The sequence below is a fragment of the Mucilaginibacter mali genome, from assembly GCF_013283875.1.
GTDB lineage: Bacteria > Bacteroidota > Bacteroidia > Sphingobacteriales > Sphingobacteriaceae > Mucilaginibacter > Mucilaginibacter mali.
Map to the genome: position 1 here is coordinate 3638367 of NZ_CP054139.1, position 24148 is coordinate 3662514.

Annotated in this window: 16 protein-coding genes and 1 tRNA gene; 2 read left to right on the plus strand and 15 right to left on the minus strand. The window is 45.2% G+C overall.

The genetic code is table 11. From position 1 onward, the window contains the following. Positions 1-78: 78 nt before the first annotated feature. Positions 79-417 carry a cupin domain-containing protein gene (locus tag HQ865_RS15140; protein WP_173415700.1) on the plus strand — a complete coding sequence of 113 codons (339 nt, stop codon included), beginning with the start codon at positions 79-81 and terminating at the stop codon, positions 415-417. A gap of 16 nt (positions 418-433) precedes the next feature. Here the strand turns inward: HQ865_RS15140 and HQ865_RS15145 are convergent, their stop codons facing one another. The 6 genes from HQ865_RS15145 to HQ865_RS15170 all read right to left on the minus strand — a co-directional run bounded on the left by HQ865_RS15145 (position 434) and on the right by HQ865_RS15170 (position 7845). Continuing rightward, on the minus strand, positions 434-2236 hold the full coding sequence (locus tag HQ865_RS15145; protein WP_173415701.1) for an ATP-binding protein: 1803 nt from the start codon (positions 2234-2236) through the stop codon (positions 434-436). 74 nt (positions 2237-2310) lie between these two features. Continuing rightward, positions 2311-4950, minus strand: coding sequence for a valine--tRNA ligase (locus HQ865_RS15150; RefSeq protein ID WP_173415702.1), 2640 nt, complete (start codon positions 4948-4950; stop codon positions 2311-2313). A 110-nt stretch (positions 4951-5060) separates the two neighbouring features. Further along, positions 5061-5477, minus strand: a complete 417-nt coding sequence (locus HQ865_RS15155; RefSeq protein ID WP_173415703.1) for a type II toxin-antitoxin system VapC family toxin — start codon at positions 5475-5477, stop codon at positions 5061-5063. A gap of 5 nt (positions 5478-5482) precedes the next feature. Continuing rightward, entirely contained in the window at positions 5483-5728 is a 246-nt protein-coding gene (locus HQ865_RS15160) for a DUF6364 family protein (protein WP_173415704.1), read from the minus strand. A gap of 92 nt (positions 5729-5820) precedes the next feature. Further along, entirely contained in the window at positions 5821-6867 is a 1047-nt protein-coding gene (locus HQ865_RS15165) for a TerC family protein (RefSeq protein ID WP_173415705.1), read from the minus strand. A 6-nt stretch (positions 6868-6873) separates the two neighbouring features. Continuing rightward, on the minus strand, positions 6874-7845 hold the full coding sequence (locus HQ865_RS15170; protein ID WP_173415706.1) for a polyprenyl synthetase family protein: 972 nt from the start codon (positions 7843-7845) through the stop codon (positions 6874-6876). Between the two features lie 292 nt (positions 7846-8137). Here HQ865_RS15170 and HQ865_RS15175 point away from each other — a divergent pair. Next, positions 8138-8225, plus strand: a tRNA-Ser gene (locus HQ865_RS15175). A gap of 272 nt (positions 8226-8497) precedes the next feature. Here the strand turns inward: HQ865_RS15175 and HQ865_RS15180 are convergent. The 9 genes from HQ865_RS15180 to HQ865_RS15220 all read right to left on the minus strand — a co-directional run bounded on the left by HQ865_RS15180 (position 8498) and on the right by HQ865_RS15220 (position 24087). Beyond that, entirely contained in the window at positions 8498-9478 is a 981-nt protein-coding gene (locus HQ865_RS15180) for an AraC family transcriptional regulator (protein ID WP_173415707.1), read from the minus strand. A 168-nt stretch (positions 9479-9646) separates the two neighbouring features. Further along, positions 9647-11338 (minus strand): RagB/SusD family nutrient uptake outer membrane protein, encoded by a 1692-nt coding sequence (locus HQ865_RS15185; protein ID WP_173415708.1) that lies wholly within the window; start codon positions 11336-11338, stop codon positions 9647-9649. A 12-nt stretch (positions 11339-11350) separates the two neighbouring features. After that, entirely contained in the window at positions 11351-14728 is a 3378-nt protein-coding gene (locus HQ865_RS15190) for a SusC/RagA family TonB-linked outer membrane protein (protein WP_237073478.1), read from the minus strand. 166 nt (positions 14729-14894) lie between these two features. Beyond that, the gene (locus HQ865_RS15195; protein ID WP_173415709.1) at positions 14895-15764 is read right to left on the minus strand and encodes a FecR family protein; all 870 of its coding nucleotides are present in this window, start codon (positions 15762-15764) and stop codon (positions 14895-14897) included. A gap of 65 nt (positions 15765-15829) precedes the next feature. Further along, on the minus strand, positions 15830-16402 hold the full coding sequence (locus HQ865_RS15200) for an RNA polymerase sigma factor (RefSeq protein ID WP_173415710.1): 573 nt from the start codon (positions 16400-16402) through the stop codon (positions 15830-15832). A 285-nt stretch (positions 16403-16687) separates the two neighbouring features. Then, positions 16688-17443 carry a DUF4998 domain-containing protein gene (locus HQ865_RS15205; RefSeq protein ID WP_173415711.1) on the minus strand — a complete coding sequence of 252 codons (756 nt, stop codon included), beginning with the start codon at positions 17441-17443 and terminating at the stop codon, positions 16688-16690. A gap of 12 nt (positions 17444-17455) precedes the next feature. After that, positions 17456-18679 carry a DUF4959 domain-containing protein gene (locus HQ865_RS15210; protein ID WP_173415712.1) on the minus strand — a complete coding sequence of 408 codons (1224 nt, stop codon included), beginning with the start codon at positions 18677-18679 and terminating at the stop codon, positions 17456-17458. Between the two features lie 23 nt (positions 18680-18702). Then, a complete protein-coding gene (locus HQ865_RS15215) occupies positions 18703-20628 on the minus strand; it encodes a RagB/SusD family nutrient uptake outer membrane protein (protein WP_173415713.1) in 1926 nt (641 codons plus the stop codon). Positions 20629-20640: 12 nt separating this feature from the next. Then, on the minus strand, positions 20641-24087 hold the full coding sequence (locus HQ865_RS15220) for a TonB-dependent receptor (protein WP_202020392.1): 3447 nt from the start codon (positions 24085-24087) through the stop codon (positions 20641-20643). Positions 24088-24148: the final 61 nt, after the last annotated feature.

Consider the following 24148-nt stretch of genomic DNA (forward strand, 5'->3'; position numbering starts at 1 on the left):
ACAATGGCCGTAATTTGTTTTGAGCAATGTTTAACGTAACATGCGCCAATGTTATTATCTTAGCTTTAAACCCTCAATATGGAAAACCCTGTATTTTTTAATTTTGATGATATCGTTGTAAAGGAAATTGCTCCCGGCTTTTTTTCTAAACTGATACATACCGATACCAATACCGTAAACTTTATAGAGGTGGCGGCAGGCTGCTCGGTGCCGCTGCACCGGCACATACACGAACAAATGTCGTTTGTAATAGATGGCATTTTTGAGATGACCATCAACGGCGAACCGCGAAATTTGGATAAAGGCCAATACTGCATCATCCCCTCAAATGTGGAACACGGTGGTGTAGCTATTACAGATTGCAGGCTGATCGATATTTTTAGCCCCGCGCGGGAGGATTACAGGAGTTTGAAATAATCCATAGTCGATGAAACTACACCGCTTCTACCAGGGAAAAGATCTTCTCCTTCAGTTCATCCGGCTTGAAGGGTTTGGATACGTAATCGTTCATACCCGAATCGTATACTTTTTCTTTGATATCGAACAAGGCCGATGCCGTTAGGGCAATAATGGGGATATTGGCCTTTTTAGGGTCGGGCATTTTGCGTATTTCTATGGCGGCGTCGAAACCGTTCATTACCGGCATTTGCAGGTCCATCAATACGATGTTGAAGTTGCCGTATTGCACCAGTTCAATGGCATGTTCGCCATTATCGGCAAAGGTGGGTACAATGCCCCATTTGCTAAACAGCTTCTTCATCAGCATCACGTTAACCGGGTTATCTTCGGCAATCAATATCTGTAAACCGGCATTAACATATCCAGCCGCATCCTGTGCTGGTTGAGCGACAGCGGCTTCCACCGTTTTTTCGGTTGATACCGGGAACTCCATATTAAACGAGAATTCGGACCCGGCACCCACCTTACTGGTTACGTGCATTTGTATATTTTGCAGTTCAAGCAGGCGTTTTACAATGGCTAAACCTAAACCAGTACCACCGTACTGACGGGTGGTAGTGATAGATTCCTGTGTGAAGGGCTCGAATATGGCCTCCATATTATCCTCCGCAATACCAATACCTGTATCCTTTACTGTGAAGTTAACCGTAAGTGTGTTGTGCCTGTCGCCCAGCGATGTTACCCTTACCCAAATATTGCCCTGCTGCGTAAACTTAATCGCATTGCTCACCAGGTTAAAAATGATCTGGGTGATGCGGGTAGGGTCGCCAAACAGTACTTTGCTTTTCAGGCGGTTATCCACATCCAGGTAAAACTTCAGGCCTTTTTCCTCTGCCTTGATGATCTGTCCGCCGCAAATATTACCCATCAGTTCAACCAGGTTAAACTTGATCTTTTCAAACTCTACCTTGCCCGATTCTATCTTGTTAAAGTCCAGCACGTCGTTTACGATAGACAGCAGGTTGTTGGCCGAGAACTTCAGGATATCCAGGTTATCCAACTGATCGGCCCGTGGATTACTCATCAGCATCAAATTGGTCATCCCGATCACGGCGTTAAGCGGCGTACGGATCTCGTGGCTCATGGTGCTCAAAAACTCCGATTTGGCATGCGATGATTTTTCGGCCTTTTCTATCGATACCTGGTAAGCCGCGTTCAGACGCCCCTGCTCCTGGCTGGTTTCATTTAGCTTGCGTATATTATTGATAAAGGCGTTGTAAAAGTGGCTGTGGATATAAATGATCATGATGAAGTTGGCCAGTATGCTGATGATAATGGTCGACTGATCAACTTTTTCGGGCTTAAAGGAAATGAAATAGCTGTTGCCGTATTCAAACACCATAAAGGCCAGTACCGGTATCAGGTTAGCCAGCGAGTAGAACAAGCCCCATCTTTGCCCCAACATATAAAAGCTGAACAGCACCGACAGGATAATAACCTGGATGGAGATGATATCGACGTTTTGGATGATGATAAAAACATCTAACAGGTTAACCACCAGGGCCAGTATCAGCAAGGTATGCGATATAAAGCGCCAGTTAGGTATCCACGTTAAATATTTAAACAGCAGGACAACGCAGATCAGTAAAATACAGGCAATAGATGTAAAAACAACCTGGTGTTGTAAGAAAACATTAATGGTTAACGCCGCTAATGCCACGGCTGCCAAAAACAAGCCATAATACAGCAAACGGATACGAGCCTCATCCAGCATGGATTGCTCCGGCGATAGGATGTTCCTTAGGAAAATATTAAAGAAATTGGGCTTTTTCTTCATTTGCAGGTTGCAACAACAATTTTTAAATATAAAATAAAAATTAATATCTGCTGTACATCCCAGCTTTAATGCAATTAGTTTGCCAACCCGTTTAAATTATCAGTTAGAATTTTAATTTTCGCTTCAGTATCCGCCTTCTTCTTTAATTCGTTTTGTACAATTTCCGGTTTAGCGTTTTGCATAAAGCGCTCGTTACTCAGCTTTCCCTCAATTGATCGCAGCAAACCCTGCAGGTATGCTATCTCCTTTTCCAGGCGCTCACGCTCGGCCGCTACATCTATATTGCTGCCCAATGGAATATAAAACTCGTCTGTTCCTACCAAAAAGCTTGATGCGCCCGCTACAGCATCGGTAACAAAAGTGATCTCGCTTATGTTTCCAAGTTTGGTAATAATTGCTTTAAACGGATCGTAATTAATACCAGAGTTAGCCTTCACCATTAAAGCCAGGCTCTCCTTAGGCGACATACCCTTGCTGCTGCGTGTGTTGCGGATCTCGGTTACCAGTTGCTTAACCACTTCAACACCGGCAGTTAGCTGTGTATCAATTTCCCCAATGGCGGGTAATTGCGCCACAATGCAGCAATCGGCAGTGATGCGCTCGCCAAACAGTTCATCATGCCATAATTCTTCGGTAATAAATGGCATAAAAGGGTGCAATATTTTAAACACATCGGCAAACAGGCCAATAGTAGTTTCGTAGGTTTCCCTGTCAATTTTTTGCTTCTCCACACCGGCCTGGTAAGCAGGTTTTACCATTTCAAGGTACCAGGCGCAAAAGTCGTCCCATACCAGTTTATAGGTATCCATCAAAGCTTCCGACAGGCGATATTGCGCAAAGTTATTTTCTATCTCGCCCAAAGCCTGGCTAAAGCGGCTTTTAAACCACGCTATAGCAACCTGGTTTGTCGCGGGCAAACTATCATCCGGTTCCCAGCCCTTTATCAGGTTAAAGGCATTCCAAACCTTATTGGCAAAGGCGCTGCCCTGCTTGCAATAGCTCTCGTCGAACATCAAATCGTTACCGGCAGGCGAGCACAACAGCATCCCAACACGTACCCCATCGGCGCCAAATTCATTCATTAAGTCGATAGGGTCGGGTGAATTACCTAATTGCTTCGACATCTTACGGCCCAGCTTATCGCGAACGATACCCGTCAGATAAACATTCCTGAACGGCAGTTCGCCACGGAACTCGTGCCCGGCCATGATCATGCGCGCAACCCAAAAGAATAAGATCTCGGGCGCGGTTACCAAATCGTTGGTCGGGTAATAATAGCTGATGTCGGCATTGTTAGGGTCCTTAAAACCATCAAATACCGATATCGGCCATAACCAGCTTGAGAACCAGGTATCCAATACGTCCTCATCCTGACGGATATTTTCAAAGCTTAAACCGGCATTTTTAAATTCCTGCACAGCTTCGGCTTGTGTTTTAGCAATTACAAATTTACCGTCGCCATTGTACCAGGCCGGTATTTGCTGCCCCCACCATAACTGGCGGCTGATACACCAATCCTTAACGTTCTCCATCCAGTGGCGGTAGGTATTGATGAACTTATCGGGGATCAACTTGATATCGCCTTTCAGTACATAATCAAGCGCGGGTTTGGCCATTTCCTCCATCTTGCAGAACCATTGCATAGATAGCTTGGGTTCGATAACCGCGTCGGTACGTTCGCTAAACCCAATCTGCGATTTATAGTCCTCAACCTTTTCCAGCGAACCGGCAGTATCCAGCAGCGCGGCGATCTTTTTACGGGCGGCAAAACGCTCCTCGCCTACCAGTATCTGGGCATTGGCGTTCAGTGTGCCGTCATCGTTCAGGATATCGATAACCGGCAGGTTATGTTTTTGACCCAGCTCGTAGTCGTTCAGATCATGCGCCGGGGTAACTTTCAAACAGCCTGTACCAAAATCCATGGTTACGTACTCATCCAGTATTACCGGTATCTCCCTGCCGATCAGCGGGATCATTACCTTTTTGCCGTGCAGATGGGTATAACGCTCGTCGTTAGGGTTAATACAGATGGCCGCATCGGCCATAATTGTTTCGGGACGGGTAGTGGCAATGGTGATATACCTGCCGCTTTGCGACCCAACAATTTTATAGTTGATATAATAAAGTTTCTGGTTAACTTCTTTACGGATAACTTCCTCGTCGCTAACAGCTGTTTTACCTTGCGGGTCCCAGTTTACCATGCGCACGCCACGATAGATCAATCCTTTTTTATACAGGTGGATAAACGTATCGATAACGGCATCGCTCAGGTCATCGTCCATGGTAAAACGGGTACGCTCCCAATCGCAGGATGCGCCCAGCTTTTTCAACTGTTCAAGGATGATACCGCCGTACTTCTCCTTCCACTCCCAGGCGTAGCTTAAAAATTCCCCGCGGCTCAGGTCTTTTTTGTTGATGCCGCGCTCCTTCAGCATGGCAACCACCTTTGCCTCGGTAGCAATACTGGCGTGGTCGGTTCCCGGTACCCAGCAGGCGTTTTTGCCTTTCATGCGGGCACGGCGTATCAGTACATCCTGGATGGTGTTATTCAGCATGTGGCCCATGTGCAGCACACCGGTAACATTTGGCGGAGGGATAACAATAGTGTAAGGCTCGCGCTCGTCGGGAACGGAGCGGAAAAATCCATTGTTTAACCAATAGCTATACCATTTGTCTTCGGCTTGTTTGGGCTGATACGTTTTAGATGTACTCATAAGGCTGCAAAAATACGGTTTTTGTGGGAAAGGCGGAAGCAGGGGTGGCGATTTAGCCGCAAAGGGCACAGTGGGAGAGACACAAAGGTCACGGAGGTTTATAAGAGGCTTTATCCAATAGCGTTTATTGCTTCAATTGGGGTTAAGACCGCTATGCTACTTTTTTTATAATCTTTTGTATTGCGGGTCACTATAACATCAATTTCGGGGATGCTAAGCGCACAGTAATACTGAATGGCATCTTCGTAATCCTTAAAATCAGTTTTTAACGACTGCCTAATGACCGTGTCGGTCACGTCCACTATCGCTGTCATACTGGCCAGTTCCGCAAGCATAGCTATTGTAACATCGCCTGATAACGACCGGCGTAATATGTAATAAATGTTATTATAGGATACCGCTGATATGTATATTTTACTTTTGTTTTCAATGGCCACGTTGAAAAGCTTAGCGGCAGCCAATGCAAAGGGTTGCCTATTAGCTAAAAAATCTATTACAACATTGGTATCCAGAAAAATGTGCTTCATACAAGTTACTTGTATTTTTTCATTAACAGGTTACCCATTTCTTTCTTGTGATCAAAGTCTTCGGGCAATGTAATTATGCCCATCAACCGAGCTACTTTGGGCGATAATTCTTCAGCCTGTTCTTCCGGCGCAGCTATCGATTTTAAATAGTTTTCTACAATATCCGATAAACTCTTTCCCTGCTCCCGCGCGTATTTTTTAGCGGAGTTAATTACCCCGTCTTCCATTGTTAAGGTGAGTTTTGTTGTCATTTCACACGTGTGTTTATACTATCAAATATACGTATGCACAGAAAAAATATCAAATTAAATTTCCTGTTGTATATCGCTAAGGAGAAAGCTAACTAAGCATGCTTCTTTTTATGGAATACCAGTGATGCCGCTACACTTATTGCCAGTATAGCCAAAATGACCAGCAGCGAACGCATAGTGGTAAGTCCGATCGCTTCGGCATATTCCCCTGCCAGCATTTTGATGCCGATAAAGGCCAGCAGTACGGCCAGACCGGTTTTGAGGTAGTGGAACTTATCGATAATGTTAACCAGTAGAAAGAACATCGACCGCAAACCCAGAATGGCGAAGATATTGGAGAAGAACACGATATAAGGATCTTTTGTAACCGAAAAGATAGCAGGGATAGAATCGACCGCGAAAACAAGGTCGGTTACCTCGATGATCAGCAGCACCAGAAACAGCGGGGTGATCAGCTTTTTGCCGTTTATTTTTATAAAGAATTTGCCGCCCTCGAATTTGGGATGCACAGCGAAATATTTTGAGGCGAATTTTACTACGGCATGGTTCCCGGGGTCAATCTCTTCTTCTTTGTTGCGGTTAACAAACATCATTATGCCCGTATACACCAAAAATGCCCCAAAGATATACATCACCCAATGGAAGTGTGTAATGAGTGATGCCCCCACAAAAATGAACAGGAAACGCATCACTACCGCGCCAATGATACCCCATAACAATACTTTGTGATAGTATTTGGGGTTAACCGCGAAAGCAGTAAAGATGAGTACGATAACAAAGATATTATCAACCGACAATGCGTACTCAATAACATAACCCGTAATAAACTCCAGCGCCAGGTTTTTGCGGTACAAAGCAAGGCTACCGGTAAAATCGGCGGGATTAAGCTTAAGGCGGTGCAAATGATCGGTATTGATCTGCTGCAGGCGGGCCATGCTATCTACATGGTGCAACATATCGCCCCAGTTATATATCAGCAGGTAAAAGCCTAATGCCAGTGCAACCCATACCCCGCTCATGATACTGGCCTGTTTAATAGATACCGGTTTATTCGACTTGCCGAATAAACCCAGGTCAATAGCCATCATGAGAAATATGAACACCAGGAAACCCAGTATCAGCATTAACTCGCTCGACATCGTTTTTTATTTATTGCGTTCAGTAGTAAAGCGTACCAATTGCTCAAGCCCGGTACGCGCATCACCCGGGGTAAAGGTGTTTAATATTTCGAAGGCCTCGTCCTGGTATTTTTTCATTTGCGTTTCGGCGTATTGTAACCCGCCGGTTTCGTTCACAAATTTTACCACCTCGGCTATTTTCTTCGCGTCTTCATTATGGTTTTTCACCAAATTGATGATATGCTTTTTTTGCGATGCTTCGCAGTGCTTCAGCGCGTAGATCAGCGGCAGCGTTACTTTTTTCTCTTTAATATCAATACCCAGCGGCTTGCCCACATCGTCGGTACCAAAATCAAACATATCATCTTTGATCTGGAACGCGATGCCGATCTTCTCGCCAAACAAACGCATCTTCTCTATCGTAACCTCATCAGCTCCGGCCGATGCTGCCCCACAGGCACAACAAGCGGCAATAAGTGATGCTGTTTTTTGGCGGATCACCTCGTAATACACCGGCTCGTCGATATCCATGCGGCGCACCTTCTCTACTTGTAACAACTCACCCTCGCTCATTTGTTTTACCGCTTCGGATACTATTTTCAATAAATTGAAATCATGGTTATCGATAGAGAGCAGCAAACCTTTGGATAACAGGTAATCGCCCACCAAAACGGCGATCTTATTTTTCCACAGCGCGTTGATAGAGAAAAAGCCGCGACGCTGGTACGAATTATCCACCACATCGTCGTGTACCAGTGTAGCCGTATGCAGCAACTCCACCAAAGCGGCGCCGCGATGGGTAGCCTGGGTAATGCCGCCGCACAAACTGGCCGAAAAGAACACAAACATGGGCCTGATCTGCTTGCCTTTGCGTTTTACGATGTAATGGGTGATACGATCCAACAGCGGCACCGAACTTTGCATAGATGTTTTGAACGTGCTTTCAAACGCGTCAATATCGGCAGCTATGGGTCTTTTGATCTCGTTAATGCTCAGCATCGGGCAAATCGGCGCAATAGTTTATGTTGTAACAGATGTATTTGCAGCAAACATAAGTTAAAAAAACCGTACTGCCTTTGGGCAACATTTTTTTTTGACGGGCATTAAACCATTGCTGCTTTCGATTGTCATACTGTTACAAGAAATTATACCGGGCAATTTTGGTTTTTTGGCCGAGTAAAAAAGTAATTTTTGTACGTTAAGTTTTTGGTTTAGAGCGCGGCCCTCCCAGGCGGCGCTTTTTTGTTGTATAACAACAGGATTGTGTTACTTTTGCAATCCCAAATAAAACGGAGGGGTGTCTGAGTGGTCGAAAGAGCACGCCTGGAAAGTGTGTATACGCCAAAAGTGTATCGAGGGTTCGAATCCCTCCTCCTCCGCTTAGAGGGATGATTGAAAAATCATCCCTTTTTTTCGTAAATCAAGAACCCGTTTTCTTTCATTTTCAGATGTTTGCACGAGAAAAAATCCAACGTAGCAGGTGTTTAATAAATGCCCTTTTCATAGTACAAGTTTTCATCAAACACTTGCGATATATAGGCGGGGCAACCCTATCTGGTATATTCGCCGGCAACCTTTGGATACCCCTGCTCAGCCGTACCGCCGCCGGGGACTGTGCCATGGACATTATTATGTTATAAAAACTATTACACTAATGATAAGCAGGATAATTGCCCAATAGGGCACTGCGCTCGTGCATATATATTGCAGGTGTTTTATTGTTTTGCTGGTCAAAGGGGTACATTGGTTTCACTTTTGTATCGGAAACCGCATGCTTAATATATTCGCTTTTGTAAATGGCGGGGCTTTTACCGGTTATTTTTTTAAAGTATTTGTGGAAACTGGAGAAGCTGTTAAACCCGCTTTCGGTGCATAACTGCTTAATGCTAATCTTATTTTCTATCAGCAGTTTGCAGGCGTTGCCTACTTTTATCTCTAACAAGAACTGCGAATACGTTTTCCCTGTACGCGATTTAAAATACCTGCAAAACGAGTTTGGACAAATATGTGCCACATCGGCTATATCTTTTAATTGTATCTGGTTACGGAAATGATTAATAGAGTATTCATAAATAGCATTGATGCGGTCGTTTTCGGTTTCTTTAAGACCGTATTTAAAACCCAGCGATGACAGGGTTTTTACCTGTTCACAATTAGCAATATGCATTAGTGCCTGTAGTAGCAAAGTAAGCCTCCGGATGCCTGTGGCAATGGCCATGCTTTCCACACAGGCAACAATTGCAGCTTTGTGCCGCCCGTTGATCTGCAGCCCGCGCTGTGCACGTTCCAGCATTGTTTTAACCGGCTTATTCTCTGCTAACTGCAAAAACTTTTCTCCCCAAAAGAGTTCTGAAAAATGGACCACAACAATATCTGCTGTGTTTGCAGGCCCGGTATACTCCTGGTCAAAACACCAATAATGCGGCAGGTTGGCACCTACTATTACCAGGTCGCCACTGGCAAAACGGCTAATGCTATCGCCAATAAACTGTGTACCGCATCCTTTTTTAAAGTAAACGATCTCCACCTCGCTGTGGTAGTGCCATCTGTTGGCATTAAATGGAATAACGGTATGCCGTACACTGAACGAGTGTTCGGGGTCGGTAGTTATTTTAAGTAGTTTAGATTTCATGCCTGATCCGGGGACTGTTGTTTATACCTATTATTTGAGTTTAGCGTAACACGTAGGATATGCTATGCCTTAAGATAGCCTGAGTTTGCAGTAGCCCCGGTTGGGCCGGGGCACTGTTCACTGCAAATTTCCCGGGAACCAAACCGGGCATCAGGGGGCATCGTTCTGTTAATTCCAGTTTGGAAAATAACGGCTGTTATCATATTTAGGGCCGGTTATTGTGCCGTCAACCTGGGTTTGCGGTATTGGTCTCAACACATGAAAGTTCTTGATATTGGCACGGGCATCGGCATTATGCAGTTTCACGCGTGTTAGTAAAGTGCCGGTGCGTACCAGGTCTTGCCACCGGCATAGCTCGCCGCACATTTCCCTTGCACGTTCGTCCAATATAAAATCAAGGTTCACATTAGCCGCTGTTATATCCATAGCAGCAACATTGCCGGTTGGATAGGCTGCCCGCTCACGTATGGCATTGATGTAAGGCACTGCCTCGCCTGGTCTGCCGTCCATTAACAAGGCTTCGGCCGCTATCAGATATGTTTCTGCCAACCGGTAGATAATGATTGGCCTTACCGATGGGGCATTAAGATCGGTACGCTTGTCATCATAATATTTTATCATGGTTGGATACAAGGTATTTACATACTTGCTTGGCGGTATTACCTGGTAACGGTATTTAGCTATCTGTGCAGCCGTCAGTTCAATGCCGGGCATATAAATTGCCGTATCGCCCACCATAAATTTGGGGTTCCCGCTACCATCTTTAGGTAAATTTGCCGCGTTATTTGCCAGCCAAACCGATTGAAATGTTTTAAAATAACGGGTATCGTTGGTTTTATCTTTAAAGGCGGTATCGGTTAACCAGCGGGTCGGCATTACCCTGGCATAAGGCCTGCCATAATAAATATCGCGCTGCATACCCGGCTGTACTTCATAACGCGGCACAAACAAGTGCACATACAGGTTATCCGGCCCGCTGTTGTTTTGCGCGGCCGAGCCATTGTAAGCCGCGCTTGTGGTATGTTGTACCGTCCACAAAACTTCGGCATTGGTTTCGTTTCCCTGTGCATACACTTTACCAAAATCCTGCAACAGTTTTACACTACCGGCAGGGGCAGCGGTATTGATTACATTTGCTGCGGTAGCTGCGGCATTTTTAAAATCATCGGGCTGTTTAACCGCAGAGTACCCTCTTGTAAGATAAACCTTGGCCAATACGTGCATGGCAGCAATTTTTGTTGCTTTTCCGGGCAGTACATTTAGTGTTTGCGGGCTTGCCGGTAAGCTACCCATCGCATCGTTCAAATCCTGAATAATAAGCGTATAAACATCGGCCAGCTTATCGCGCGATGCCGAAAGTGTAGGCTCGCTTTGGAAGTGTACGTTCACGGTTACATCGGCCCAATTCTGAACAAGTATAAAATAATAATTGGCCCGCAGGAACTTTGCTTCGGCTATCATTTCGGCCTTGGTTGCCGCATCAATGCCTGCTAATGCCGGCGCATTATCAATTAAGCCGTTACAGGTATTAATAAAGGTATAACAGTTTTTCCAGATGCCCGAAACGGTGCCGTCTGATGTATTGAAGCCACTACTATAACGCACAAGCGCGCCGGTGCCGTCAACGCCGGCCTGAAACTCGTCGGTACCACCTACCGACATTTCAAAGTAAGTATCGGGGCCATAAATGGTCCGGAAACCGGCATATGCAGCGTCCAGCCCGGCCTGTATGCCTTGCTGGGTCGTAAAAAAGCCGGGCGTTAAGTTGGATAATGGATGTTCTTCCAGTTTTTTATTGCAGCCAACCAATATAGCGGCCAGCATTATACTAATAATGGTATAGCTATTTATCTTTTTCATATTCAAGCTGCTTTAAAGCGTTAAATTCAAACCAAACAAAAACGAGTATTTCGCCGGTGTATCTTCAGCAAGTTTACCTGCCGACTCAGGGTCGATACCGTTGAACTGATTAACATAAGGCGAAAAAAAGATGAACGGGTTTTCAACCGTAGCATAAAATTTTAAGCCCCGGGCGCCAATACCGGTAAGCCATTTTTTGGGTAAACTATATCCCATGGTAAGGCTCCTGATTTTAAGGTATGACGCACTAAAGTAACTTAGCAGCGAAGAATAGGGCGTGTTGGTATACGCGTTGGTTGGTTTAGGCCAAAAGTTTTGATGATTGGTTGGTGTCCAATAATCTATGGCGAGGTTATTATAATTACCCTGCAAGGTATTTAAAAAGCTGCCGCTTTGATAAATGGCCGAAGTAAGCGTTCCGCCTACGCGATAAGACGCCACCACCGTAAAATCGAACCCTTTATAGCCAAACCTATTGGTTATACCGCCCGAAAACAGGGGTTGTTCTGACCCGATGATCATCCTGTCGTTAGCGTCTATCTTACCATCACCGTTTAAATCGGCTACCCTGATGGTGCCGATAATGGATTGGCCGCCGGTAAGCGGGGTAAGGCCAAGTTGTTTTGCCATAGCGGTATCGGCAGCTGTATTTTGCCAGATCCCCATCTTTTTATAATCATAAATTGAGCTGATGGGGTGCCCCACAAAAAGATTATTGGAAATATCAATCGTTGTCCCATTGGCCAGGGCCGTTAGTTTGCCCCTGTTAAAGTTGATGTTAAAATTTGTATTCCAACTAAACCCTCTTTTACTGCCGGGGGCAATGTTTACCGAGTTGATATTAATTTCAAGCCCTATATTTTCTGACCGGCCCACATTAGTAAGTATGGTGTTAGGGATACCGGACGTTGGCGGAAGGGTTTCGGGCAGCAACAGGTTACGGGTATATTCCCGATAAGCATCAATACTACCAGTAATACGGTCATGCAGCAAACCAAAATCCAAACCGGCATTTAATGTACGGGTATATTCCCAGTCGAGGCTGTTATTTGGCACACTGGTCGGGTAAGCGCCAATGGTATTTTTGCCCCCGTAATTGTAGGTAACGGTCGATAAGCCTCCCTGTGTTTGATAAGGGTTAATGGCGGCATTACCCACATCTCCAAAACTAAGCCGCAGTTTCAGGTTCGAGAAAACGGTATAATCCTTCATAAACTTTTCCTGCATTACATTCCAGGCAAAAGCCGCTGAAGGGAAAAAGTGATAATTTCTTCCCTCGCTTAGTTTTGATGAGCCGTCAGACCGGAGTGTCAGGGTTAAAAGGTATTTATCCTGATAGCCATAATTCAACCTGCCCATGTAAGATATCAGATCGTACTTGGCATATGAGCCGCTACCGGTAAGGTTTGAGCCCACCGCGGGGTTAAAATATTGTACCCCATCAGATAAAAGATTATTATAACTGAATGAGGTGGACTCTGTCTGGTTTTCCTGTAAACTGTATAAACCGGTAAAATTGATGTGGTGATCTTTCGCAATGGTACGCTCGTAGTTCACAATATTTTCCAGGGTGTAATTGTAGAGGTACGAGTTACGGTTGTTTGCGGTAGATTGCGAGCCCTGGTTATTATAGGTTGCAGCCGCGTAAAAATTGCCATAAGTTTCAGGGCGCACTTCGGCGCCGCCGTTAAAGCGGTAACTTAAACCTGGTGCAAGTTTTGCTTCAAGATAGGCGGAGTTAAACGATCCCAATCGTTTACGGGTCTCGATAGATGCACCCGGCACAAAATTGGCCAGGGGGTTCCAAACCTGCTTGGCGCTGCCATCTACATAACCTACAAGCGCGCCTGTAGCATCATCATAAGGTGTGGCCAGCGGACTGGCACGCAATGCCTGACCAAGCGGATTGGCGTTTTCGCCATCGATATATGAGAGGTTATTTAACGAGCTTAACCCAATCCTTACATATTTTCCCAGCTTTTGGTCGATACTTAATTTTAACGAATAACGCGTAAAAGCCTGTCCCGGGTAAATGCCGGTTTCTTTATAATAGCCCGCGGCAATATCATATTGCGTTTTTTCGGTACCACCCGATACCCCCAATTGATGGTTAGTTTGGAAACCGGTTTTATAGATCAAATCCTGCCAGTTAGTGCTTCGCCCGGTTTTTAATGAGGCTTGCTCCTGCGCGCCGAATGCCCCCTCGGTAATAATACGGGGATCATCCGGGCTGGTATAAAGTGGCTTGGCCGCTGCCGCGTTAAAAAATGCCCACTTTTTCAATTGTGTATATTGTTCGCCATTCATTACGTTATACTGGCGCACAGGTTTAGAAAAGCCGGCGTAACCACTATAGGTGATTACCGGATCGCCTGACTTACCGCGCTTGGTAGTAACCAGTATAACGCCATTAGCGCCCCTTGAACCATAAATAGCAGTTGAAGAAGCATCTTTCAGTATCTCTACCGTATTAATATCGTCTACGTTTATATCCTGGATACTGCCGGTATACGGGATACCATCCACCACAACAAGCGGGTCATTCGACGCTGATTTAGAGCGGGTACCACGTATGGTTATGGATGGCACGGCGCCCGGATGACTGTTACCGCCATTTTTTTGAATATCCACACCGGGTGCCTGGCCTTGCAATGCCTGTACCAGGTTAGATGAAGGCACTTCTTTTAAGGCTTGTGCTGATACGGATGAGATGGAGCCCGTAATATCAGACCTTTTTTGGGTACCATAGCCCACCACCACAACCTCGCTGATCGATTTCAACTCCTGCTCAAGCGTTATCCGGATACTGGTACGGCCTTTTAACTGGACATTTTGGGTAGCATACCCTACCGATGAAATGATCAATGTAGCGTTAGGGTCGATATCGGTTAGGGTGAACGCGCCGTTTGTGTCGGTCACGGTTATTTTGCTGGCTCCGGCAACGGTTACAGTGGCGCCCGGGACAGGGCCGCCTTCGTCGGACACAATACCCTTTACCGTAATATTAACTGCTACTCCTGTTTCAATTACTTTTGGATCGCCTGTGCCGGTAGCAGGCATTGATGGGATATCCTTTTTCCTAAAGATCACAATGTTATTATTGATCTCGGTATAGTTAAGCGGTGTTTTTAAGAGCATATCGTTCAGGATATCCCCAATAGCGGTATCATCATAATCATGTGCAGCGGTACTGTAACCTGTAAGTTCTGCCGGGTTATAGGCAAATTTCACCCGCGCCTTTTTTTCTATTTTTTCGAGCGAGGCTTTCAGCGTTTCTTTTTTTATAGAAATACTGATATGCGATGCCGTAACCTGACTATGGGCCGTCTTAGCAAAAAGCAACCCGGAGAAAGCTATCGAGCTAATAATTACCAGGAATGATGACCTCATAAAAAAAACGAATAATTGAGTTGGTTTTTTTATCATATTTGTTAGGTTTTAATTGATCAGAAAATGCTGGTGATCGGTTTAGCTTGAGACCCTTTCCAATTACCCGCATGGTCATTTAACCGGTACCCGGACTAACTTGCCCGGGTATCTTTTTATGAGCGTATAACTAGTACAGCCTTACCTCCTTTCCTTTGATGTTATAATGCAGGCTATAAATGGTTTTGATGATCTTAAGTACCTGTTCCATATCATCAGCGCCCGAAAAATGAATGGTTACGATGGTATGTTCCATTTTTTTACGGTCATAGTCCACTTTAACATTGTAAGCATTCTCCAGGCATACAATCATATCTTCAAAAGGTACATCATACAGGTTCATTTCCCGGTTACGCCAGGCTGCTACCTTTTGGGCATTAATGGTTCTTAATTTATAAGTGTGCTGATGCTGATCGTAGATGATCTCATTATCCGGATGTATCATGGTAAACAGCTTCGTGTTATCGCCCACGGCTACAAGGCCGTTTACCACGGTTACCCGTACATCTGTTAATTTAGGATAGTACTTAACATTGAAAGCGGTGCCCAGCACCTGGGTATGCAGGCTGCCGTAACGAACAATAAACGGATGTTGCTGATCATGTTTTACATCAAAAAAAGCTTCGCCGTTAATTAACTGAATTTCACGTATGTCCGAAAAACGCTCGGGGTATTGGATAACCGCACCCGAATTTAACCAGGCCGATGAACCGTCTGGAAGGATGACTGTGGTGATATGGCCTTTCCGCGAAGATACGGTTAGCATTTTACCCGGTCCATAAAAATCATTCATCAATAACCACGCGGCGCTACAGCACATCAATATGGATGCAGCTGCGGCATACCAGAATTTTTTAGACCTTATTAAAGCTGGCCCGTAACCAATTTGCCGATGGATATTCCTGAGCATATCCTTTTCGATGGTTTTCATCGCCTTTTCATCCTGAAAATGCGCTTCAGTATCCGCAATGGTATGAGGTGGTCCTTTTTTTCTGAACATGGGTGATCGGGATATAATTGGGTTTATATCTGCTTATACACCTAACCCGGGCACAGGTACCAGATTTATTTAAAAAAAATGATAAAAATCAGGGAGAGGAACACACCAACCTTGGCGCGGAGTATCCTAAGGGCGTTTGAGAGTTGGTTTTTAACCGTACGCGGAGCAATATTTAATTCGCGCGAGATATCATTTACCGACAAGTGTTCGCGACGGGAAAGAATAAATACCTGCTGCATTTTTTCCGGCAGGTCATCTATATGCCGGTCTATCTGTACGGCAAGTTCTTTGGCCAGGTATTCATCCTCGTTAGTATATTCGTATACTCCGTGCGCATCCCAAACTTTTTGCAAGCCATTTTTACGCACAGCTTCCTTTTTATAAAAGTTAGCGATGCCATTATGCAAAGCTGTATACAAATAGGAAATATGGAAACGGTTAACCTCTATTTCCTGCCGTATATTCCAAAAGTTAACAAATACATTTTGAACCAGGTCTTTAGCATCATCTACCGAGCCTGTAGCCCGATAGGCCACCTGGTAAAGCGGGCGCCACGTTTGCTTATAAAACTGATCGAATGCCTTGATATTCCCTTCACAGATCAGAATTATCAATTCATTTTGAGACAGCTTTTTCACAAAGCAATAATTAACTAAATAAGGTAAAAACACAGGGAATTAGCAGGCACTAAAACCCCTTTTCGTAATTGGCTACACAAATAACTAAATATTAGCTTAGCATTTTTTATAACCAAATCGGCAAATTATTAAGCTTTTTTGTCATCGGTAAAACAGGTGTTTGGCGCTTCTAAATATCTATTTCCCCCGAGGTCAATTTTATTCTGTACACCGCGCAAATAACCACAAAAGCCTTCAGATCGTCTCCGAAGGCTTTTTGTGGTTAAACCAATTTATTAAGTTATTTTAAATAGGGGTTATTGTTGAGTAACCGGTGTAAAATATATCAATTGCAGTAGCATCAGGCCTATAGCCTGTTCTATATTTTACAGGAGTGCCGCTTTTATAATTTGGCAGCGTGGTTGTATTAATAAATGCCGCCGGATCTGATGGCCGCTTGGGGTTTAATACCGGTACATCAACCAGCAAAACATCTTTGCCGGTTGTAGCGTCTGTATAGGTTATTTCTACCTTAACGGCCTGCGGGCTCACGCCAAACCAGTTCATTGTTGCTGTTTTGGTTGTCGCGGTATAAACGGCGTTGTTAATCGGCCGGTTGGCTATAGAGGCAGCATAAGTATCTCCGTATACGGTACCTATTACTTCAGATTTTATAGAAGTATGGCCGGCGTTATCATAGTTATACACCTGGAATGTGTAGGCGCCCTCGGGCAAATTATTAAGGGTAAGGCGGATGGTATCGGTATTGGCTGTTTTTTTAACAGCCAATACGCTTGAATCCCTTTTATTATTCCAAAATACTTTGCATTGGGTAATTTTAGGGTCCGATACCAGCAGCCAGGTTAACAAAACGCGGCCGTTACCACTGTACGAGCTAAGCGCATCGGCCCGGCCGGTATATATCTTCTCGCCGCCTGCTAAAAAGTCTTTGTAAACATCGGTCTGCTTGCCGCAGGATGTTAGTATAGTTACACCCAGCATTAAAATAAAAGTTAGCCTGTGCCGGTATAATAGTGTATGGTTATGTTTTATCAATTTCATGTGTTGTTGTTATTATGGCTGTACCTGCCCGTAAACGGATAGTTCAAATAAATGGAAGAAGCCCGTCATGCCTTGTGGCGAGGCCCAGCAGTCTATATTTTTCCAGGCTACGTACCTTACGGCAGGTATATTGCTCGGGAACTGGTATTCCTGGCCACTGGTGGCAATAAATGTATCATCGGTAGTATTAACACCCAGCGGCGAACCCGATGGTTTGATCATTACTTCATGATCTAACAACACCCAGCTGTTTACATCGGCGGGGTTATTGGTACCCCAAAGTTCCCATTCGTGCGGGTTACCATGGTTAAACTCAAAGCCGCCAACGCGTTGCCATAAAATATACCTGCTTAAACGCGCCTTCACACCCAGGTCAATAGGTATCCAGATCGGTTGGTCAACGTTTTGTTTGGTATGGAACATGCTGGTGGTATTATCATCATACAAGTTTTTTATGGGGTAGCTTGAACTGTAATCCACCGCTTCTTTCATGGCAACGCCCGATAAAGGCAGCGGCGCGATTTGCGGGATAGGATACTTTTTACGCATATCGGCAAACTTGGTTTTGTCCAGCTTTACTTCATAAACAGGGGTCAGGCTAAATTTTAGGGTGTCTGATTTATTTCCCCAGTGATCGCGTACTACTAATGCAAATTTTTGCAACACGGGGTTAAGCCCCCTGATAGAGAAATTACCCGATGGTAACGAGGTATAGTAGCCATCAAGCTGTTTCCAGGTACGTTGCTGCTCATCATACAACAGCGAGAATATGGCCACATTTGCAGAGTCGGGGTTAGCAAAGGCGCAGTTGAACCCGCCAAAAGATGCCTGAGGGTTTAATGATACCGCCACCTTTTTAACCGGGGGAGTTAGGGGGCTTACTTTTACCACTACCGGCGATGATACCTGTTCGCTGCGGCTTACCGCATATAGCGTTACATCGCGCTGTAAGGTATCGCCAAAACCCTGTACAGTGATTGATTTTTGATAAAATGAGGCCTTGGCTTCCTGCTGAACACCGTTAAGCGTATAAACCGCTTTTACATACAATAAATTGGCATCATCGGGTAAGGCATAGCTAATAATGGCACCGCCCGATAAGTTTTTTACCTGCGCGTTGCTAACCGGTTTAGGAGCTAACCCATCCGCTGTTATCGGGCTGTGTACATCGCTTTTACATGCGGCTATTGCGCCTAAAAATAGCAGGCAATAGCATAAGAGTTTAATTTTTTTCATTTGATTGATCTTTAAAAAATTAATTACCAACCCGGGTTTTGTACCAGGTTTTTATTGATCCTTAGTTCGGCTGTTTCTATAGGCCATAAATAATCGCGCAGGGCAAAGCGCTGGTTGTACAGTAATACCTCTTTATAAAATGATGGGGCATCTGCCTGGGTAATGTCCCAGCCTTTAATAGGGTTATTTAGCACAATGTGCGCGGTTTTCCATCTGCGCAGGTCCCAGTAGCGCTGCCCCTCAAAAGCCAGTTCAATGTTGCGTTCGCGCTGGATAATCTCGCGCAAGCCATCTTTTGACTGGAATTTAGTTGGGTTTGAAGAAAAGTTGGTCCATGATGATTCTACCGTATTTAAACCTGCCCGTGCACGCACCTGGTTAATCCACAAGTAAACATCCGGGCTTGGGCCGCCTTTCTCGTTAAGGGCCTCGGCATACAGTAAGTACAGATCAGCCATACGCATTTCGGGCCAGGCAAATTGTACAATGTTGCTGGCAAAGTTACCGTCAGAGCCGGTCGTACTTTCGATACTTACCAGCTTTTTAATGTAATAGCTGGTGATCGAAAAATTGCTGATCCCCTGCCTTGCACCCGGTTCGCCTTTGCGGCCCATTACATATAGCGGGCCACCGGCTACGTTTACATCATAGTTGTTGTACCAGTTGCCAAACCAAACACCGCGGTCAAAACCCAGGTCGGCATAAAAGCGGGGTTCGCGGTCGTAATGCAAAGCAACTGTTTTCTCGCCATTTTTAACGTAAAACCTGTCGGCAGTACCGGCGGTCCTCAGGGCGTATTTATTGGCGTAATCGTAGGTTTTATCTTCGGTAACGGGCACCCCGTTTTTGCTGTAAAACAGCTCTACCATTTTAAGCGGCGGGGCAATAATACTTTTGGGGTTGCTGGTACTGGTAAACGCCGCCAGGTCGGCCATGCAATAACGCTGCATATCGGGCGTGTGCGAGTTAAGGGCAGGCCAGATCACCTCGGTATTATTAACTTTTGCCGTAAGCGCGGTACGAATGTCTAACTGTAGCTTAATGGTATCATTAATACGCCAGGCGGTATTACCGGCAAATTTTGATAAGGCATAACCGTTTGCCTGGCAAAAATCAATGGCCGTTTTACAGGCAGTAGCCGCACTGTCCCATTTGGCCGGTACATAAGTGGTATTGAAAAGGCGGCGGCCTTTATTATCAACAAAGTTTGTGTAATCGGTATTGCCATTAAATAAAGGGCTGGCGGCGGTTACTAAAACCTTTGCCTTAAATGCCAGCACAATAGCCCGCGAAATGCGGCCCAGCTCCGATGTTTCGTTGATGATCCTGTCGGGCAGGAACTGGTTAGCTGCCGCATCATTCAATAACTGACGGATATAATCAAAGCAATCATCCACCGGGTCGCGGTAAACCTGCACCTCATCCGGGCTGGCAGAGATAGGCAGGTTCACTTTCATTAAAGGCACAGGGCCGTACATACGTACCAGGCAAAAGGTATAATATGCTTTTAAAAAGGTAACTTCGCCAATCCAGCGTTGCCTTTCATACTCATTAATATCGGGTACCCTGCCTATATTATCTAAAAAGATATTGCAATTCCTTATCCCATCAAAAAGGGCTGTGCCATGTTTGGCGCCGCTCCAATAGTTGGCCAGCGGTGCATCGGGGTTCTGCAGGCCCTTGGCTATATTAAAAATATCGGCGTCAACGTCCCTTATCGGGTCCATATACCACACTTCATCGCCGCCATTAAACGCTATATTATTGTTGAACAAGCCATTTTTGGGCATGTATGAGTAGCAGGTAAAAAGAAACTTTTCTGCAGAGCTGCGCAGGGTAAACGCGTTTTCTACCGTTGCAATATTATCCGGAACAATGTCGAGATATTTTTTGCATGAGGATACTGTCCCCAGCAGGCAAATTATTAATATGATCTTTATACTTTTCATCTTCAAATAGTTTTAAAATCCGGCCTGGATACCAAAATTGATTACACGCTGGTTAGGGTATTTAAGGCCATTGCCCCCCATCTCTACATCCCATAATTTAAAGCCGCTTAAGGTTGCCAGGTTGGTACCGTTAGCATATATGCGCACGCTGGCCAATCCGGCTTTACGTACTAAATTTTTAGGCAGGGTGTAACCTATTTCTACCTGCTTAACCCTCAGGAACGATCCATCGCGCATAAACCAGGTGCTGGGCTGCGCGTTATTTACGTTGTTCGCTGCATCGGGGCTAAGGCGTGGCCATAGGGCATAAAGGTTCCGGTTTCCTTCAGACCAATGATCATCGGCGTACGCTTTTAAAAGCTGGTTTACGGGCTGCATACCCGGGTAGTCGGTCGATTTTTCGCGGTAGTTGGTAAACGGCGCGGTAGCTGTAGGATCTATCCAAAACGATACGTGTCCCGATCCCTGGAAAAACGCAGAGAAATCCACCGATTTATAGCTTGATGAAAAACCAAAACCGTAGACGATCTCCGGACTGGTAGGGAAACCGATGGGTACCATATCATCCTTATTGATCACGCCATCGTTATTAACATCCCTGAATTTGATATCGCCCGCGCGGGTGGGCGCGCTGCCAAAGTTTTGTGTGGGCGAGCTCCGTACCTCTTCATCGTCTACAAACAAGCGCTCGGCGATATAACCCCATTGCTGGCTGATCGGGCGCCCCACATGGTACGACCACGCATTAGGGTACATCGGCTCCTCATAGGCCGAGAAGAAATTACGTGCATAAGTAAAGTTGCCCAGGATATTAAAGGAAAGGTCTTTCCCGATACGACTGTTATACGTTAAGCTGATATCAACCGAGGTAGACCTGGATTTGCCCACATTAGCCTGTGGGGGCGACCCTTCCAGTCCCATAGTAAGTGGTATAGAAGCCCTGGGCATCAGGATGTTTGAACGATGTTCGATGAAATACTCGGCAGTGATATCCATTTTGCCAAAAAGGGTCATCTCTACGCCAAAGGTTGAGTTGCGGGCCGTTTCCCAGGTAATCTCGTTATTATCATAACGCGATACCGAGATACCATTGCGGCTATAAGCAGCATCGGTACCAAAGGCCGCGGCATACGCAGCATCGTTCATATTTACGTTAGACAGGTAGAAAAACCTGTCAGACGCGCTGCCGATAGCGTCATTGCCCACAAGGCCATAATTGCCCCTGATCTTAAATTTATCAACTACCTTTTTTAAAGGGTCCCAAAATTTCTCGTTAGAGATATACCAGGCCGCCCCTACTGAAGGAAAGAAACCAAAACGGTGACTGGTAGAGAAACGTTCGGAACCGTTATAGCCAAAGTTAAACTCCCCGAAAAAGCGGTTATCGTAAGCGTAAGTGGCCCTGCCACCTAAAGTAATATTTCGGGATGGTAACGACTCCAGCAAAGTTGGCGAGTTGCCATTTGATGAACTTTGCATGGTATACAGCAACATACCAGTTACGGTATGTTTTTTAAATGAGCGGTTATAGTTGGCCGCAACCTCTGCGTGGAATGTTGATGACACCACCGGTGTACCTGGAGCGTAGCCTAAATAATCAGTCCCGGTATCGGGGTTAATATCATTTAAAGAATAGGTATTGCTTATCCTGTCGTAACTGGTTGGATTAACATAAAAAGGAATATAATTACGCGATACCGAGAAGTTAGCCCTGCGGTTGGTGTTCATCATCCCTCTTAAGGAAAGGCCCTGGGTAACGATATCGGAAAAATCCTGATTAATCTCGTACTGGGCACCCATTAATGAGGATGATGAGGTTTGATAGCCCTTAACCATATCTGCATACGGGTTCAGGTACTGCCCCCTGTCGGCATTGCCAAACAGGATATGGCCGGTGCCTTTGTGCAAAGCATCTGGCTGATAGTAGGGCTGAAACAGAACAGGGCTGGTTTTAAGCATCTCCAGGTAAAATGCCGAGCCGCCGCCAATAGGGCCAACGTACTCATCAAACGTACCAAACAAGCGCACTAATGCAGTAGTTGATTTGGTTACCTTAACATTTACGTTTGAACGCAGCGAAAACGTTTTCATATTAATGTTGCTGTTGAAGTTGTTACGCGGATCAACTTTAAGGATACCATTGTCCTGATTAACCGCGCCGGCAACATAATAAGTAGCAATTTGGCCGCCTCCGCTTAAGTTTAAGTTAAGGCGCTGGTTGTTGGTTTGTTTTTTAAAAAGCTCATCTTTCCAGTTAACAGCCGGGTACATCCCCGCATTAATGCCCGATTGGGTATTATCTATCTTTTGCTGCGGGAATAGCTCGCCTGCATTAGGGTTACGGGTTAGCAGGGCCTCGTTATTTAGCTTCATATAGGTAATCGGGTCGGCCAGCTGAATATCCCGGGTTGGTGCCGATATGGAGTTTTCAAAGCGGATACTTACTTTGGCTTTGCCCTCTTTACCCTGTTTGGTAGTTACTAAAATTACGCCGTTGGCACCCCTTGCGCCGTATATGGCGTTGGCGGTAGCATCTTTCATGATAGAGAATGTGGCAATATCGTCAACATTTAAACGGGCTAATTCGGTGGTGGTATACTCCATCCCATCGATCAGGATAAGCGGATCTTTCTTGTAACCAAAAGTTGTTGCCCCGCGGATAAAAAACTCGGCATTATCAGCCCCCGGCTCGCCACTACGCTGATAAGAGATAACACCAGCCAGCCTGCCGGCCAGTGCGGTAGTAAGGTTGCTGGATGGTACCTTAAGCTCGCCGGGCTTGATGGTAGTGATTGAACCTACCACCGATTCCTTTTTTTGCGTGCCGTAAGCCACCGTAACCACTTCTACACTATTTAAGGCATTTACATTGGGTTTAAGAAGGACATTAATATTATGCTGGTTTTTAACAGGTATTTCCTGGGTAGTATAACCGATCATGGTATAGATCAGGATAACATTTTCATCGGGTACATCCAAAATGTATTTACCATTAAGATCGGTTGTGGTACCAATGCTTTCTTTACCCTTAACCCTTACCGATACGCCCGGCAATGGCCCCGTAGAATCGGCTACCGAACCCGTTATGGTAATTTTAGCAGCCAGGCTCATTAACGGGTCCTTCTTTTCGGTAACAACCAGAGTTTTTGAGATAATAATATAATTATCCTTTTCGCTGTACGATAAATTGCGTGGGCTTAGCAGCAAATTAAGCGTCTGGGCGACAGTACGTTTACCCAGGGGCAGGTTAACATGGTGAAATGCCTGAACATCGGCAGGTTTATAGGCAAATCTGAAATCGGTAGATTTTTCGATCTGTTTTAAGGCAAATTCAAGGCTGTTGTCTGATATGCTTAATGTTATTATTTTTTCTTTAACATTCTGGCCTGTTGCCGTGCTGGCCGTTACCATGCCGCAACAGGTTAGCAGTACCGACAGTATTAATGCAGTACACCTCATAATGAATACTAAGTTTGTAAGCTTTCGATAAGGGGTATTACTTTTGATAAGTAATAATAAA

What these genes read in the sequence shown, in the direction of transcription:
- HQ865_RS15140 (WP_173415700.1), top strand. Translation starts at nt 79, where the DNA reads ATGGAAAACCCTGTATTTTTTAATTTTGATGATATCGTTGTAAAGGAA.
- HQ865_RS15145 (WP_173415701.1), bottom strand. Translation starts at nt 2,236, where the DNA reads ATGAAGAAAAAGCCCAATTTCTTTAATATTTTCCTAAGGAACATCCTA.
- HQ865_RS15150 (WP_173415702.1), bottom strand. Translation starts at nt 4,950, where the DNA reads ATGAGTACATCTAAAACGTATCAGCCCAAACAAGCCGAAGACAAATGG.
- HQ865_RS15155 (WP_173415703.1), bottom strand. Translation starts at nt 5,477, where the DNA reads ATGAAGCACATTTTTCTGGATACCAATGTTGTAATAGATTTTTTAGCT.
- HQ865_RS15160 (WP_173415704.1), bottom strand. Translation starts at nt 5,728, where the DNA reads ATGACAACAAAACTCACCTTAACAATGGAAGACGGGGTAATTAACTCC.
- HQ865_RS15165 (WP_173415705.1), bottom strand. Translation starts at nt 6,867, where the DNA reads ATGTCGAGCGAGTTAATGCTGATACTGGGTTTCCTGGTGTTCATATTT.
- HQ865_RS15170 (WP_173415706.1), bottom strand. Translation starts at nt 7,845, where the DNA reads ATGCTGAGCATTAACGAGATCAAAAGACCCATAGCTGCCGATATTGAC.
- HQ865_RS15180 (WP_173415707.1), bottom strand. Translation starts at nt 9,478, where the DNA reads ATGAAATCTAAACTACTTAAAATAACTACCGACCCCGAACACTCGTTC.
- HQ865_RS15185 (WP_173415708.1), bottom strand. Translation starts at nt 11,338, where the DNA reads ATGAAAAAGATAAATAGCTATACCATTATTAGTATAATGCTGGCCGCT.
- HQ865_RS15190 (WP_237073478.1), bottom strand. Translation starts at nt 14,728, where the DNA reads ATGAGGTCATCATTCCTGGTAATTATTAGCTCGATAGCTTTCTCCGGG.
- HQ865_RS15195 (WP_173415709.1), bottom strand. Translation starts at nt 15,764, where the DNA reads ATGTTCAGAAAAAAAGGACCACCTCATACCATTGCGGATACTGAAGCG.
- HQ865_RS15205 (WP_173415711.1), bottom strand. Translation starts at nt 17,443, where the DNA reads ATGAAATTGATAAAACATAACCATACACTATTATACCGGCACAGGCTA.
- HQ865_RS15210 (WP_173415712.1), bottom strand. Translation starts at nt 18,679, where the DNA reads ATGAAAAAAATTAAACTCTTATGCTATTGCCTGCTATTTTTAGGCGCA.
- HQ865_RS15215 (WP_173415713.1), bottom strand. Translation starts at nt 20,628, where the DNA reads ATGAAAAGTATAAAGATCATATTAATAATTTGCCTGCTGGGGACAGTA.
- HQ865_RS15220 (WP_202020392.1), bottom strand. Translation starts at nt 24,087, where the DNA reads ATGAGGTGTACTGCATTAATACTGTCGGTACTGCTAACCTGTTGCGGC.